At 75.8% G+C, this 12,359-nt stretch carries 16 protein-coding genes and 1 pseudogene; 9 read left to right on the forward strand and 8 right to left on the reverse strand.

Annotation, left to right across the window (positions count from 1 at the left end; translation table 11 throughout):
• The first annotated feature begins 124 nt into the window (after positions 1–124).
• The gene (locus ACW14Y_RS35920; RefSeq protein WP_456984840.1) at positions 125–550 is read left to right on the forward strand and encodes a hypothetical protein; all 426 of its coding nucleotides are present in this window, start codon (positions 125–127) and stop codon (positions 548–550) included.
• Positions 551–575: 25 nt separating this feature from the next.
• Here the strand turns inward: ACW14Y_RS35920 and ACW14Y_RS35925 are convergent, their stop codons facing one another.
• Positions 576–968 carry a hypothetical protein gene (locus ACW14Y_RS35925; protein WP_380307002.1) on the reverse strand — a complete coding sequence of 131 codons (393 nt, stop codon included), beginning with the start codon at positions 966–968 and terminating at the stop codon, positions 576–578.
• Between the two features lie 470 nt (positions 969–1,438).
• Between ACW14Y_RS35925 and ACW14Y_RS35930 the strand changes: the two genes are divergently transcribed.
• The 4 genes from ACW14Y_RS35930 to ACW14Y_RS35945 all read left to right on the forward strand — a co-directional run bounded on the left by ACW14Y_RS35930 (position 1,439) and on the right by ACW14Y_RS35945 (position 3,526).
• On the forward strand, positions 1,439–1,897 hold the full coding sequence (locus ACW14Y_RS35930; protein ID WP_456984841.1) for a hypothetical protein: 459 nt from the start codon (positions 1,439–1,441) through the stop codon (positions 1,895–1,897).
• A gap of 67 nt (positions 1,898–1,964) precedes the next feature.
• Positions 1,965–2,465, forward strand: coding sequence for a hypothetical protein (locus ACW14Y_RS35935; RefSeq protein ID WP_456984842.1), 501 nt, complete (start codon positions 1,965–1,967; stop codon positions 2,463–2,465).
• Positions 2,465–2,809, forward strand: a complete 345-nt coding sequence (locus tag ACW14Y_RS35940) for a PRC-barrel domain containing protein (protein ID WP_380391687.1) — start codon at positions 2,465–2,467, stop codon at positions 2,807–2,809. Before ACW14Y_RS35935 ends, ACW14Y_RS35940 begins: the two co-directional genes overlap by 1 nt.
• A gap of 78 nt (positions 2,810–2,887) precedes the next feature.
• Positions 2,888–3,526 (forward strand): DJ-1/PfpI family protein, encoded by a 639-nt coding sequence (locus tag ACW14Y_RS35945; RefSeq protein WP_402722656.1) that lies wholly within the window; start codon positions 2,888–2,890, stop codon positions 3,524–3,526.
• Between the two features lie 42 nt (positions 3,527–3,568).
• Here the strand turns inward: ACW14Y_RS35945 and ACW14Y_RS35950 are convergent, their stop codons facing one another.
• Together ACW14Y_RS35950 and ligD are read right to left on the reverse strand one after the other, a co-directional pair.
• Entirely contained in the window at positions 3,569–4,423 is an 855-nt protein-coding gene (locus ACW14Y_RS35950; RefSeq protein WP_456988343.1) for an ATP-dependent DNA ligase, read from the reverse strand.
• Positions 4,424–4,516: 93 nt separating this feature from the next.
• Positions 4,517–5,398: pseudogene (ligD, locus tag ACW14Y_RS35955) on the reverse strand (non-homologous end-joining DNA ligase); the annotation flags it as partial.
• A 188-nt stretch (positions 5,399–5,586) separates the two neighbouring features.
• Here ligD and ACW14Y_RS35960 point away from each other — a divergent pair.
• The gene (locus ACW14Y_RS35960; protein ID WP_045941811.1) at positions 5,587–5,883 is read left to right on the forward strand and encodes a putative quinol monooxygenase; all 297 of its coding nucleotides are present in this window, start codon (positions 5,587–5,589) and stop codon (positions 5,881–5,883) included.
• Between the two features lie 134 nt (positions 5,884–6,017).
• On the opposite strand, the gene ACW14Y_RS35965 is transcribed toward ACW14Y_RS35960, so the two are convergent.
• The 5 genes from ACW14Y_RS35965 to ACW14Y_RS35985 all read right to left on the reverse strand — a co-directional run bounded on the left by ACW14Y_RS35965 (position 6,018) and on the right by ACW14Y_RS35985 (position 9,704).
• Complete coding sequence (locus tag ACW14Y_RS35965) at positions 6,018–6,650, reverse strand: TetR/AcrR family transcriptional regulator (RefSeq protein ID WP_456984843.1); 633 nt, start codon at positions 6,648–6,650, stop codon at positions 6,018–6,020.
• Entirely contained in the window at positions 6,647–7,786 is a 1,140-nt protein-coding gene (locus tag ACW14Y_RS35970; protein WP_380307018.1) for a saccharopine dehydrogenase family protein, read from the reverse strand. Before ACW14Y_RS35970 ends, ACW14Y_RS35965 begins: the two co-directional genes overlap by 4 nt.
• 58 nt (positions 7,787–7,844) lie before the next feature.
• The gene (locus tag ACW14Y_RS35975; protein ID WP_456984844.1) at positions 7,845–8,189 is read right to left on the reverse strand and encodes an MmcQ/YjbR family DNA-binding protein; all 345 of its coding nucleotides are present in this window, start codon (positions 8,187–8,189) and stop codon (positions 7,845–7,847) included.
• 66 nt (positions 8,190–8,255) lie between these two features.
• Entirely contained in the window at positions 8,256–8,711 is a 456-nt protein-coding gene (locus tag ACW14Y_RS35980; protein ID WP_456984845.1) for a VOC family protein, read from the reverse strand.
• A 54-nt stretch (positions 8,712–8,765) separates the two neighbouring features.
• Complete coding sequence (locus ACW14Y_RS35985; RefSeq protein ID WP_380307024.1) at positions 8,766–9,704, reverse strand: helix-turn-helix domain-containing protein; 939 nt, start codon at positions 9,702–9,704, stop codon at positions 8,766–8,768.
• A gap of 233 nt (positions 9,705–9,937) precedes the next feature.
• Between ACW14Y_RS35985 and ACW14Y_RS35990 the strand changes: the two genes are divergently transcribed.
• The 3 genes from ACW14Y_RS35990 to ACW14Y_RS36000 all read left to right on the forward strand — a co-directional run bounded on the left by ACW14Y_RS35990 (position 9,938) and on the right by ACW14Y_RS36000 (position 12,349).
• A complete protein-coding gene (locus ACW14Y_RS35990) occupies positions 9,938–10,372 on the forward strand; it encodes a CBS domain-containing protein (protein WP_380391701.1) in 435 nt (144 codons plus the stop codon).
• A gap of 367 nt (positions 10,373–10,739) precedes the next feature.
• Positions 10,740–11,309: an RNA polymerase sigma factor gene (locus ACW14Y_RS35995; RefSeq protein WP_328953252.1), complete on the forward strand. Its 570-nt coding sequence runs from the start codon at positions 10,740–10,742 to the stop codon at positions 11,307–11,309.
• On the forward strand, positions 11,306–12,349 hold the full coding sequence (locus ACW14Y_RS36000) for a hypothetical protein (protein WP_456984846.1): 1,044 nt from the start codon (positions 11,306–11,308) through the stop codon (positions 12,347–12,349). Before ACW14Y_RS35995 ends, ACW14Y_RS36000 begins: the two co-directional genes overlap by 4 nt.
• Positions 12,350–12,359: the final 10 nt, after the last annotated feature.

A 12,359-nucleotide genomic window follows, 5' to 3' on the forward strand; every position in this document is an offset into this window, starting at 1 on the left:
ATTCAGGAGCACCATGACTGCCAGCGTGTCCCGTACCTCCGGGCGGATCATCGCCACTGCGCTCCTGCTCGCCGTGCTCGGCGGATGCTCGGCAGCCCAATCCGACAGGAATGAACCACTACCCGTGAAGTCCAAGACCGACGCCCAGGCCTGGGCCCAGCAGATCACCGAGCACATGGCGCGGACCGGCGGGATCGAGCCCGACCCGGCGACCGTCGACGCACTCTTCACCCCGTGCACGGGGAAGAACGGCGAGACCGCCTCCGACGACCGGTACATTCTGATGTACAGCGTCAGGAGCTCCGTGCCGCGCGCCCGGCACCCGGAAGCGGTCCGGAAGATCCGCGACATGCTGATAAGCGAGGGCCTGACCCAGAAGGGCTATCGCGAGGACGTGGACGGCAAGCCGGACGCCCTCGTCGACGCCTTCCACCCCAGCAGCCGGTACTCCGTGACCGCGTCCACCGCGGGCACCGGGGACCGCATGTACCTGCGGGTCATCACGCCCTGCCTGCTTCCCCCGTCGGACGCTCCCACCCCCGCACCCTGAACCGACGACTCCACCTGGCAGGCCACTACGGGCCGTCGAACCAGGCGCGCCCGGCGGGGGAGAGGAAGGCGCGGAGGACGAAGCCGCCGAGGGCGATGCCGGTGAGGGCGGCGAGGGAGCCGGTCAGGAGGAGGAGGGCGGCGGTCGCCACCGAGAGGGCCTCGATGACGACCACCGTGGTCCTGGTCCAGCCCGCGCGGCGGGAGGCGAGGCCGGCGCAGGTGCCGAGCAGCAGGCCCACCAGGACGGAGGCCATCGCGATGAACCGCACCGGCGCGACCTCCCCGGCCTGGTTGCGGCCGAGGGCGGCGAGCAGCACGAGGCCCGCGAATCCGCTGAGCGCGGCGTGCACCCACACGCCCGCGACCGCCCATCTGACCGCCGGTGGCATGCGTCGCGCTGCCCACTGGTCCGTCATCGCTGACCACCCCCGGTCGTCGAGCGGCCCCGCTCGGTGGCCGGGCCGTACCGGCGAGGATCGGGGCGGGTCCGGCGGGCTGTCAATGGAACGGATGCGCTCCGCGTCGGTGCGGTCACCGTCCGCCGCTGGTTGCGAGGGTTGCCGCGACCCGAGCTTGGGGGCGTGAGCTGATGAGCCGCACGCCCCCGGGGTCCGGTCCGCGCTGGGGCGCGTCGTCGGAGGCCACCGTTCCGTGGGTCGTCCTCGTCCGGTGCGGTGGTGCGGGCCGTGAGCCGGGTGATCATGGCCCGATCGTGGCACGGCCGGGCGCCGGTGCCGAGCGCTGATGCCCGGGGTCGGGGCCGAGCGGATTCCGGACAGCTGCGAGTCGTCACCAGGAGTGACCGGGGACGCCGGGCGGACCCGGGGGTGCGGGCCTAACCTGGAAGGGCGCGCCGGTGCGTGGTGCGGAACGGGAACGGTGGGCCATGACGGTCGTTTCGGCGGCACTCTTCGGGGCCGGTTGGCGTGCGACGTCACGCGGTTCCGCCGCCCTGCTGCGCGAGTGCGCGGCACGGGGCTGGACGGTGGTCCTGACCGCCCCCGGCCCGAACGGGACCCCGGCACTCACCGTGACCGATCCGGGCCTCGACCCGGTCCGGGTCGCCCTCGACCTGGTCGACGGCACGCCGTCGCACGCCGTGTTCGTCGCCGCGAGCGCGCCCGAGGTCCGGGTCGCGCGGCTGGCCGGAGTGCCCTGTGTCGCGGTGCTCGGCCCCGGCCCCGGCGCCACGGCCGCGGAGGTGCGGGCGGCCGGTGCCGCCGAGGTGCACCCCGACGCCGCGGCCCTGTTGTGTGTGCTGGACGACAGCCTGCTCGCCCGTCCGCGGGCGTTCGGCGACCGTCGCCCGGCCGCCTCCGTCGCCCTCGCGGGCTGGAGCGGTTAGCGCACCCCCACCGGGCAGTCGCCCGGACTGGATGTCGTCGTCACCGGACGTGCCGGAGGTGACCGAGATGGACGGACCCGCTTTGAGCGGACGGGAGCGGCGGCTCCTCGCCGAGATCGAGTGCGATCTGAGCCAGGACACCCGCCTCGACCGGCGGTTGAGCACGATGGGAGCCGAACGGCCGCACCGCGTCCGGACCGCGCTGCGCGGCCTCGGCCGCCGATTGCCGACCGGTGTGCTGATGACGGCGCTGGTGATGGCGGCGCTCTGCCTCAGCATCGCGGTGCGCAAGCCGACGGCTGTCGTGGCGATCGCCACGGCCGCCGTGTGGGTCGGCAGCGTCATGATCGCGGCCGGGCTGTCGGTCGTGCTGCGCCGCCACCGGCGGCACCGCGTCGATCCGGCGGACGGCTCGCCGGACCGGGGTGACCGCTGGGGCCGGGGGCCGTGGCCCGGTGAGCACCGGAGCTGGGGCTCGTACCGCGACCGGGGCGACGGTCGGGGCGACGAGCCGGGCGACGAGCGGGGCCGCCGCGAACGCCGCCCGTGGGACCACCCGGAGGCGTGATGACCACCGACCTGAGGGAGTACCGTCCGGGCTCCCACCATGCCGCCGACCTCACCCTGGTCGGCTACGACGTCGAGGCGACGGACGGCCCGCTCGGCCGGGTCGAGCAGGACGCCGGTGACCACCTGCTGGTGGACACCCGGCCGTGGGTGCCGGGCGCCCCGGTCCCGGTCCCGATCGGGACGGTCGCCCGTGTCGACCACCTGGAGCTGGTCGTGCACCTGGACTGCCCGCGCGCCCGGATCCGCCTCGCCCCGCCGCCGGCCGCCGTCGAACTGACCGGGGGCGGTCCGGCCGCCGCCGCCGACCGCGCGAGCCGGTCCGGTGCGCGCCCCGGGAGCTGAGCCGGTGCGAGCCGTGCCGCTGCGAGCCGTGCCGGTGCGAGCCGTGCCGGTGAACGGGCGGTGGACGGGGTGGCCCCCATGCCGCTGACCGTCCTCACCGGCCGGACGATCGCCTTCCTGGTCGCCCCCGAGGGCGCCGAGCAGGTGGAACTGACCGTCCCCTGGCAGGCCGTGGCGGAGGCGGGCGGCACGCCGCGCCTGTTGTCCACCCGCCCAGGACGCGTCCACACGTACCGGCACCTCGACCGGGCGGACGCCTTCCCGGTCGACGACGTGGTCGGCGTGGCCCACCCGGGTGCCTACGACGCCCTGGTACTGCCCGGGGGAGTCGCCAACCCCGACTGCCTGCGCCTGGACCGCGCGGCCGTGGCCCTGGTCCATCAACTGGCCGCCGCCGGCCGGCCGGTCGCGGTGACCGGCCACGGCGCGTGGACGCTGATCGAGGCCGACGCGGTGCGCGGCCGCACCCTCACCTCCTGGCCGAGCATCCGCACCGACCTGGTGAACGCCGGCGCCTACTGGGCCGACGAACCGGTCCACGTCTGCCGGGACGGCCCCGGGGTGCTGGTCTCCGGCCGTCGACCCGGCGACCTGCCGGCCTTCACCGAGGCCCTGGTGACGGAGTTCGCGCACGCCCGGCCGGCCGGGGGCCCGCACCCGCCGTGGCCCGTCGCCCACGAGCCGGTCCCGTCCCGCCACGCGGCGGGGGAGGCGTAGGCGGAGCCGGACCGACGGCGCCCGCGCCTGGTCGCCGCCCGCTCAGTCCCCGCGCAGGCGGACGAAGCGCGCCGTCGGCGGGCGGCCGGTGACGGTCACCTCGGCCCGCAGCGGCACGGTCAGCGGCCGGACGTCGCCGTACTGCGGATCGTGGACGGGCGTGCCGAGCCGTCCGGCCGCCAGCTCCGCCACCTGCCGGGACTGGAGCGGCGACAGCGGCGGGGAGGAGAGCAGCACCCGGCCGTCGTCCAGCTCCAGGACCACCGCCCGGGGCCGGGCGGGCGGTCCGGTCACGGCGCGGACGGTGGCGTCCACGGTGTCGCCGCGCCGGTACTTCACCCAGACCCGGCCCGCCCCGCGCGGCCGGTACGCCGAACCGGCGGCCTTGCAGACCAGCCCCTCCACCCCGGTGTCGGCGAGCTGCTCCATCCAGGTCAGCGCCTCGGCCCGGTCGGTGGTCGCCAGGACCGGCTGGACCGGCGGCGGCACCTCGGCCAGCGCGGCCAGCAGCAGCCGCCGCCGGTCGGCCAAGGGCAGGGCGCGGACGTCCCGGCCTGGCAGGGCGAGCAGGTCGAAGGCGACCAGCCCCAGCGCCACGTCCGCGGCGGCCCCGTCCCGCCTGGTCCGCAGCAGTTCCTCGAAGGCGAACCGGCCACCGCGCCAGGCGACCAGCTCCGCGTCCAGCACCAGCCCGGCCGGCAGCCGGGCGACGGCCGCCGCGATCGGCGGGAACTCGGCGGCGAGGTCCCGTCCGGAACGGGACTGGAGGAACGGCGGGCGGTCCGGACCGCGGGCGAAGGCCACGCAGCGGAAGCCGTCCAGCTTCAGTTCGTAGAGCACCCCGGCGCCGCCGAGGCCGTCCGCCGGCGGCACGGCGGTCACGGCGGTCGGGCGCATCACCTCCACCGGAGGCGTCAGGACCACCGGGTCGCGGCCGCCGGGACTCTCGGCCCCGGTGCTGCTCGGACGCCGGGCGCGGTGCGGCGCGGCCGAGGGCAGCGGCCGGGCCCGCGCCGGGTCGAGCAGCGGCCCGAGCGGATCCCCGTGGGCCGCCAGCCGCTCCGGCACCTCGGCGATCGTGAACACCAGCTCCGCCGCCGAACCGGCCGCGTCCAGCTCCGCCCAGGACAGCGGCGCCGACACCGTCGGCCGCTCCCGCGCCCGCACCGTGTACGGGGCGGCCGTGGTCTTCTTCGCCGAGTTCTGGGACCAGTCGACCAGCACCCGGCCGGTGCGGCGGGCCTTCGCCATGGTGTGCACGACCAGCTCCGGGCGGGCCGCCTCCAGCTCGGCCGCCAGCTCCTTCGCGTAGGCGGACACCCGGGCGCTCGGCGTGGGCTCCAGCGGCACCAGCAGATGGAGGCCCTTGCCGCCGGAGGTCTTCACCCAGGGCTCCAGGCCGTCCGCCGCGAGCCGCTCGCGCAGCAGCCCGGCCACGGTGCGACAGGTGAGGACGTCCGCCCCCGCGCCCGGATCGAGGTCCAGCACCAGCCGGTCGGCCAGCCCGGGCGCGGCGGCGTGCCACTGCGGCACGTGCAGCTCCAGACAGCCCAGGTTGACCACCGAGAGCAGCCCGGCACCGTCCTCCAGCACCACCTGGCGCAGTTCGCCGCTGTTGCTCGGCACCTCCACCGTGCGCACCCAGCCGGGCGTGCCGGGCGGCGGGTTCTTCGCCACGAACACCTCGGCCGCCACGCCGTCAGGGCAGCGCAGGAAGGACACCGGACGGTCGCGCAGATGCGGCAGCAGGGCGGTGTGGACGGCGGCGTAGTAGCGCAGGACCTCGCCCTTGGGGGTGCCGGTCCGGGGGTAGTAGACCTTGTCCAGGTGCGAGAGCGCGAGGGTGCGCCCGTCGACCGTCATCTGCGGCATCGCCGCCTCCGGGGCTGCGCGCGGGCCCGGGCCCACCGGGCCCGTCGCGGCCAGTCTGCCCGCGCCGGGCGCGCGGCGCGAGCCGTCCCGGCGGGGCCCGTCCGCCGCTCGGACGGCCGGAATAGGTGGTGCCCCGGTCCGGTTGGCCACCAGTGATCGCAAACGATCACCGAATCCAGGGGGATGTCATGAGTGGACCGATCACCGCTGTCGCCAGACTGAAGGCCGCACCGGGGCAGGAGGAGCTGGTAAGGGCCCAGGCGCTGTCACTGGTCGCGCCGACGCTCGCCGAGCCGGGCTGCCTGTTCTACCGCCCCTACCAGGACCCGCTGGACCCCGCGTCCTGGGTGGTCGTCGAACAGTGGGCGAGCCGGGCGGACTTCGACGCCCACCTCGCCGCACCGCACATGGCCGAGGCCTTCGCCGCCGGCGCCACCCTGCTGGCCGGCCCGCCGGACCTCCAACTCCTCACCGACCTGGCCTGACACCCGGGCGGGGTACCGGTACCGGGACGGCGGCCGGCGGGAGCACGCCCGCCGTGCCGTCCCGGTCCGTCGGCGGGCTCCGAGCGGCGCGTCCCGGTTCACGCCCACGCGCCCGCCCGCCGGCACGAGGTGGATCAGGGTCCGAGCAGGGCCAGCGCGGTGCGGACCAGTGCCTCGTCGGTGGCGGGGTCGCGTTCGCCGGCCACTCCGGAGCGGAACAGGGAGGCGCCCTCGACCAGCATGATGAACACCCCGGCGCGGGCGCGGCGTTCCTCCTCCGGGAGGTCGGGGTGGCGGCGGGCGAGGAAGGCGGTCACCTGGGTCCGGTAGTCGCCGTAGAACCCGTGGACGGCCGCCGCCACGGTGGTGTCCCGGGCGGCCAGGGCCCACACCTCGACGAACAGCCGCATCAGGCGGGCGTCCTCCTGCTCGGCCAGCAGCGTGGTGACCACTCCGGAGGCGGCCCCGGGGCTGTCGTCGTCGGCGGCGAGCAGGGGTGCCAGCCGTTCGGCCGACCGCCGCAGTACTCGCTCCAGTACGGCGGCCACCAGCTCCGCGTGGGTGGGGAAGTAGTACTGGAGGTGGCCGAGCCGTACGCCAGCCGCCGCGGCCACGGCCCGCATCGTCCACTCCGGCCCGCCCTCGGCGACCAGGACCTCCTCGGCGGCGTCCAGCAGGGCCTCCCGCCGTTCGGCGCCCTTCCGCCCCCGCGCTCGTGCGGGGGCGGCGGACGGGGCGGTCGGAGCGGGGTCGGGTGCGGTGCTCATGCAGCAGCATCCAAGCCGGGAGCGGCGCCGATGTCGACCGCGACCCCCAGGGCGGCGAGGTCGGCCACCACCCGGTCCGGCCGGGGGGTCTGTTCGGGGAAGGAGACGCCGGCCGGGGCCGCCGCCGCGCCGTCCGAGCCGAGGGCGCGGCGGAGGGCGAGCAGGCCGCCGACGGCGGTGAGGTGGGCCTGGCCGGACCGGTCCTCGACGACCGCGGTGAGGGTGCGGCCGGCGTGCTCGACGTCGACGCGCAGCAGCGCGGTGCCGCCCGCGCCCGGGGAGTACAGCAGGGCGCGGCGGGCGGACTGCCAGCGCTCGCCCCGGCCCCAGCGGAAGAAGCCGGTGTGCTTGGCGGCCAGCAGGGCCCGGGTGCTGAGGTCGGAGCTGAAGCCGATCCGGGTGGTGGCGGTGGTGGTGCCGAGGGTGAGCGGCAGGGTGAACTGCTCGGGCGTGTCGATCCGGGCGACCCGGGTGGGGCGGTCGCCGATCCGGACGGTGCGGGCCCCGGTCAGCGGGGCGACGGTGCGGCGTCGGCCGTCGCCGATCACCTCGTAGTCCAGCCCCAGCCGGTCCATGAACTCCACCGAGTCCGCGCCGGCCCGGTCGGCGAGGTCCCAGCGGATCGCGGTCTCGACCCGGTCCGCCCCGCCGAGGCGTTCGGCCAGCGCGGCCGCGACGAGTCCGACCACGCCGCCCATCCAGGCCGAGGAGAGCAGCACCGGCGCGGTGGGGCGCAGCAGCGCCGCGACGGTGGCGGCCCGCTGGAGCCGGACGGTCCAGCGGGTGACGTCCACGTACGGGACGCCGGCGCGGGCCGCCGCGCGGAGCACCCGGTCGTCGGGGTCGTTGACGACGCCGACGACGGCGCTCACCGCCGCGCCGAAGGGGGCGGGGTCGGCGAGGTCCCAGCGGCGGACGGCGGCGTGCGGGGCGCCGCCGAGTTCGCGGACGAGGGCCGCGCCCCGCTGCTCGGAGCGGCCGGTGAGCAGGACGGGGCGCTCGGCCGCGACCAGGCGGGCGAGTTCGGTGCCGACCGTCCCGTAGCCGCCGACCAGCAGGACCGGTCCCAGGGGGTCGAGCGAGAGGCGGTCGGGGCCGTCGACGGCGGGGGCGCTGGTGTTCTCCGAAGTGGTCATACCCAAAAATAGGTCAGGTGACCTAAAAATTGCATCAAGAGGGTGGGACGGGCACAGCTCAGGGCCGCTGCCCCCCGCCGGTCACCAGGGCGTGCGCGTCCGCGACCAGGTCCTCGACCCGCTCCCAGTCCACCGGCGGCAGGTCGAGGCGGACGCCGACCCAGCCCCGGTGGCCGACGTAGGGCGGGCGGAAGAAGAGCTCGGGCTCCTCCGCGACCAGGAACTCCTGCGCGCCGGCCGCCGCCGGGCACCAGAACGCCAGGCGGTCGTCGTGGTGGTGCTCGGCGAGCATCACGAACACCCGCGCCCGGCGGCCGGTGCCGGCGAACCAGGTCGGCTCGCCGTGGCTGACCCGCTCGTCCACCTCCGGCAGGGCCAGGCAGACGGCCCGCAGACGCTCCACCGCCGCCCGGTCCTCGGTCGGGCCCGGCCCTGGGACCGGGCCCGACGGCTCGCCGGTCCGCACCGCTCAGCCCGCCGAGGGGCGCGGCGCACCCGGGTAGCTGCCGAAGTACCAGTGGTTGCCCTCGGGGTCGGCGGCGGCGAAGTCCCGCGAGCCGTAGTCGGTGTCGTACAGCGCCATGGTGATCCGCGCCCCGGCGGCGGCCGCCCGCGCGTGCAGGGCGTCCGGGTCCGCCGTCACCACATAGCAGGAGAAGGTCCCGGGGCCGCCCGGCCAGGGCTCGCCGCCCTCGGGGGTCGGCCGGTCGGAGCCCAGCATGATCCCGCCGCCCTCCGGCCACGCCAGCTCGGCGTGGGCCACGAACTCGCCCTCGCCGTAGGCGACGACCTCCTCGAAGCCGAACGCCTCCACCAGGAAGCGGATCAGCGCCCGGGCGTCACGGGCCCGCAGACTGGGCCAGACCTGCGGGGCGGGCGCCGCCCCGCCGCCGGTGCCACCGTCACTCGCGCCGTCGGTGTTCATGGCCGGTACCTCCTCGGTTCGGGGCGACCGGCCCGGGTGGGGGCAGGTCCGCCGTCATGCCTCCCACTCTGGCCCGGGCCCGGCCGCCCCGCCTTGGACGTTTCGGAACTTCGCCTCGTCCGGGCCCTCCTCGGCGAGCCAGACCGTCGGCGCGCACCCCGCGAGCGTGCGGAACTCGCGCGCCAGATGGGCCTGGTCGAAGTACCCGCAGCGCACCGCCAGCTCCGCCAGCCGGGGCGCCGGACCGGGCGCGGCCAGCAGCCGCCGGGCGCGGTCGAACCGGATCACCCGGGCGGCGGCCTTCGGCGTGAGCCCGGTCTCCCGCCGGAACCGGTCCTGCAGGTGGCGCCCGCTCCAGCCGGTCTCCTCCGCGAGCGCGGACACCGGCAGCGCCCCGCCGCTGCGCCGGAGCGCGTCCCAGGCCCGCAGCACCTCGGGCGGCACCCGGCCGGACGGGTGGGCGAGCCGCAGCAACGCGCCGTCCAGCGCCGCGAACCGCTCCGGCCAGGTCCGCGCCGCCCGCACGGCCTCCTGGAGCCGCTCGGCCACCGCGCCGAGCACCGCCTCCGCCGGTACGTCCAGCTCGGCCAGCTCCCCGGCCGGCAGCCCGAACAGCGCCCGTGCCGCCAGCGGGTGGACGGCGACCTGGATGCCGGACTGCCGGCCGTCGTGGCTGATCAGCGCCGGTGCGGTGTGCAGCCCGCCGAGCAGGGTGGCGAACCGGCCCGGGGGCTGCGCCGGGTCGGGGTGGCCCGCCATCGTGAGCGGTTCGTCGAGGGTGACGATGAAGGTCAGGTACGGGGACGGCAGGCCCCGGTGCAGGGCGGGCGGTACCCCCCGTTGGCGGTAGCCCGAGTACCAGGCCACATAGGGGCGCAGCGCGGTCGCGGGCCGGGCCCGGACCGCCTCGTCGACCAGGTCGGGGGCGGTCGTCACCGCTGTCCGGTCCGGCACCCGTACCGCGCCGGGCGCCCCGGTGAACTCCTCCGTCACGCCCCCAGTATCGTCCCGCCGGGTGACAGTCACGTCTCGTGACGGCCTCTTCGGCAGGCCCGACGCCCTCCCCGGGCAGGCCCCGGCGACGTCCTCCCGGCAGCCCCGGCCGCGGCCTCCCGGCCACGCTCGGCGACGGCCGCCCCGGATGCGCTCGCGGACCCCCGGCACCCGTGCGTAGGGTGGGCGCACCGGAACACCCGGTGCTCGGGGGAGACCCTGAGGAGGAGCCCGTGACTACTGCCCGAGACATCATGCACGCCGGCGCCCAGTGCGTCGCCGCCGACCAGAGCCTCGCCGACGCCGCCCGGATGATGCGCGACATGAACGTCGGCGCCCTCCCGATCTGCGGCGCGGACCAGAAGCTGAAGGGCATCATCACCGATCGCGACATCATCGTCCGGTGCATCGCCGAGGGGCGGGACCCGGCGTCGATGAAGGCCATGGAGCTGGCCGGCCACCTGCACTGCGTGCACGCGGACGACAGCATGGACGCGGTGCTCCAGAAGATGGAGCAGCACCAGATCCGCCGCATCCCGGTCATCGACGGCGACCGGCTGGTCGGCATGATCAGCGAGGCCGACCTCGCGACGGGCCACCGCGAGGGACAGCGGCTGACGGACCAGCAGATCGTCGACTTCATGGACAGCGTCTACATGACGCGGTGACACCGCGCGAGGACCCCCGGGCCGCAGTGAGGCGGCGGCCCGGGGGTCCTCGCGCGCGGTCGGTCGTTGTGTAACAGAATCCCCCGAATCCGCCCACGGGTTAACGCGACGGCTCTCCCGGGACTCCTGGTTGCAACAGAGTTGGTGACGACGACAGGAGCGCAGGTGGATCCCGTGACGGGCTCGGTGGTGGCAGGTGTGCTGGGGTTGCTGGGCGCCCTGGTCACGCTGGTGGGGCAGTTACGGCCGCGTCGACGGGACCGGCCCCAGCCGCCCCCGGTCGTGGTCGTCCTCACGCTCCGGGCGCGCCGGGCCGAGGACGAAGCACCACCGCCGGAGCCGTACGAGGAGCGGGGTCGCGGCGCGCATGAGTGAGACCGGCCCGGAGGGGGAGGCCGCGTCGGCGGCGTCCCTCGGCCACCTTCCGGCCCCCGCCGACGGCAGCGGGACCGGAGCCCGGCACGGCGAGTTCGCGTACTTCTACCGCACCTGCCTCCGCCGGCTGGTGGCGTTCCTGATGTGGCAGGGGGCCCCGGCCGCGCTGGCCGCGGACCTGGCCCAGGACACCATGGTGAAGGCGTACGAGCGCTGGGACCGGATCCAGTCGCCGGAGGCGTGGTGCCGGAGAGTCGCGTCCCGTGAACTCGTGCGCGCCTTCAGCCAGGTCGAGGACAGCATCGAGGAACTCGCGCTCGAACCGACCTCGTTGCTGCCGGCGCCCGGGCACGCCGCCGAGTGGGAGGGCGAGCAGGAGATCCTGCGGCTGCTGGGCGGCCTGCCCGCCCGTCAGCGCCAGGTCCTGGCGTGGACGCTGGACGGCTACACGCCGACGGAGATCGCCGCCGAGCTGGGCATGCGGCCCGCCGCGGTCCGCGCCAGCCTGTTCAAAGCGCGACTGGCCGTCTCCAGCAGAATGACCGATCGAGAGGGGGAATGATGGCCGAGCGCGGTTCTCCCGAGCGCCGCACCCGTGATGTCTCGGACCGGATGGCGGCGCTGCGGAAATCCTTCCTGCACGGGCTCGACGCCCATCTGGACGTGGAGGCCGGGCTGCGCGAGGTGATGCTGTGCGCCCGTCACAAGGAACTGGCGGAGGGCCTGGACACCGTGCTCGACCTCGAGGCCGGGCTGGTGTCCGTACTGTCCCGGGGCACGGCCAGGACGGAGTTCGAGGAGGCCGCCGCCCCCCTCTACGACGTCGGCCTGATGCACCAGCGGTTCGAACTGATCGGCCCCGAACAGCGCCTGGTGTTGCGCGGGCACCCGCTGGTCACCTCGGCCATCCTCGCGGACCTGCTGATCCGCACCGTGGTGCTGGCCCAGGACCTCACCTACGGCCTGGGATTCGGCCGCTACCACGGGATGCCGCTGAAGCGGGCGGCGTTCGCCGCCCAGGGCGTCGCCCGGGGCATCGCCCAGGAGCTCGACCGGCGGGCCGCCCTCGCCTGGGACCTGCGGGACCGCGCCCACGAGATCGTGGCGCTGCTCGAACCCCACTACCCGGAGATCGACCGGGCCCGCCGGGTGGGACAGCTCCTGGTACGGGAGATGGTGACCACGATCGACGCGCGGGTGCGGACGGCGGACCACCCGGCGATCGCCGAATTCCTGCGCGCCTGCGAGGTGTTCATGTACGCGGTGATCGGCGGGGACCTCACCCGGGCGGTCCGGGAGGTGGAGTACCTGTCCCGGGTGCTGGTCGAGCAGGTCGGCGAGCTGCTCGAACTCGGCGAACCGGAGACCCTGGACCTGGAGTTCCTGGCCGAGGTCCTGGACGACTTCACCACCGCCGACCTCACCTCGGTCGACCTGGCCGGGGTCGACCTCGCGGGCGTCCGCTGGTCCGAGCTGCGCACCCGGTGGCCCGCCGCCGTCAGTGTCGACCAGCTGCGGGCGGACTCCCGGGAGACGCTGCCCGGGTCCGGGATCTACGTCGTCCGGCCGGGCACGGGGACCCGTGACGTGACCAGGGTCTGAGGACGCCGGA

This window comes from Kitasatospora sp. cg17-2, from assembly GCF_054031055.1.

What these genes read in the sequence shown, in the direction of transcription:
- ACW14Y_RS35925 (WP_380307002.1), bottom strand. Translation starts at nt 968, where the DNA reads ATGACGGACCAGTGGGCAGCGCGACGCATGCCACCGGCGGTCAGATGG.
- ACW14Y_RS35930 (WP_456984841.1), top strand. Translation starts at nt 1,439, where the DNA reads ATGACGGTCGTTTCGGCGGCACTCTTCGGGGCCGGTTGGCGTGCGACG.
- ACW14Y_RS35935 (WP_456984842.1), top strand. Translation starts at nt 1,965, where the DNA reads ATGGACGGACCCGCTTTGAGCGGACGGGAGCGGCGGCTCCTCGCCGAG.
- ACW14Y_RS35940 (WP_380391687.1), top strand. Translation starts at nt 2,465, where the DNA reads ATGACCACCGACCTGAGGGAGTACCGTCCGGGCTCCCACCATGCCGCC.
- ACW14Y_RS35945 (WP_402722656.1), top strand. Translation starts at nt 2,888, where the DNA reads ATGCCGCTGACCGTCCTCACCGGCCGGACGATCGCCTTCCTGGTCGCC.
- ACW14Y_RS35950 (WP_456988343.1), bottom strand. Translation starts at nt 4,423, where the DNA reads ATGCGCCCGACCGCCGTGACCGCCGTGCCGCCGGCGGACGGCCTCGGC.
- ACW14Y_RS35960 (WP_045941811.1), top strand. Translation starts at nt 5,587, where the DNA reads ATGAGTGGACCGATCACCGCTGTCGCCAGACTGAAGGCCGCACCGGGG.
- ACW14Y_RS35965 (WP_456984843.1), bottom strand. Translation starts at nt 6,650, where the DNA reads ATGAGCACCGCACCCGACCCCGCTCCGACCGCCCCGTCCGCCGCCCCC.
- ACW14Y_RS35970 (WP_380307018.1), bottom strand. Translation starts at nt 7,786, where the DNA reads ATGACCACTTCGGAGAACACCAGCGCCCCCGCCGTCGACGGCCCCGAC.
- ACW14Y_RS35980 (WP_456984845.1), bottom strand. Translation starts at nt 8,711, where the DNA reads ATGAACACCGACGGCGCGAGTGACGGTGGCACCGGCGGCGGGGCGGCG.
- ACW14Y_RS35995 (WP_328953252.1), top strand. Translation starts at nt 10,740, where the DNA reads ATGAGTGAGACCGGCCCGGAGGGGGAGGCCGCGTCGGCGGCGTCCCTC.
- ACW14Y_RS36000 (WP_456984846.1), top strand. Translation starts at nt 11,306, where the DNA reads ATGATGGCCGAGCGCGGTTCTCCCGAGCGCCGCACCCGTGATGTCTCG.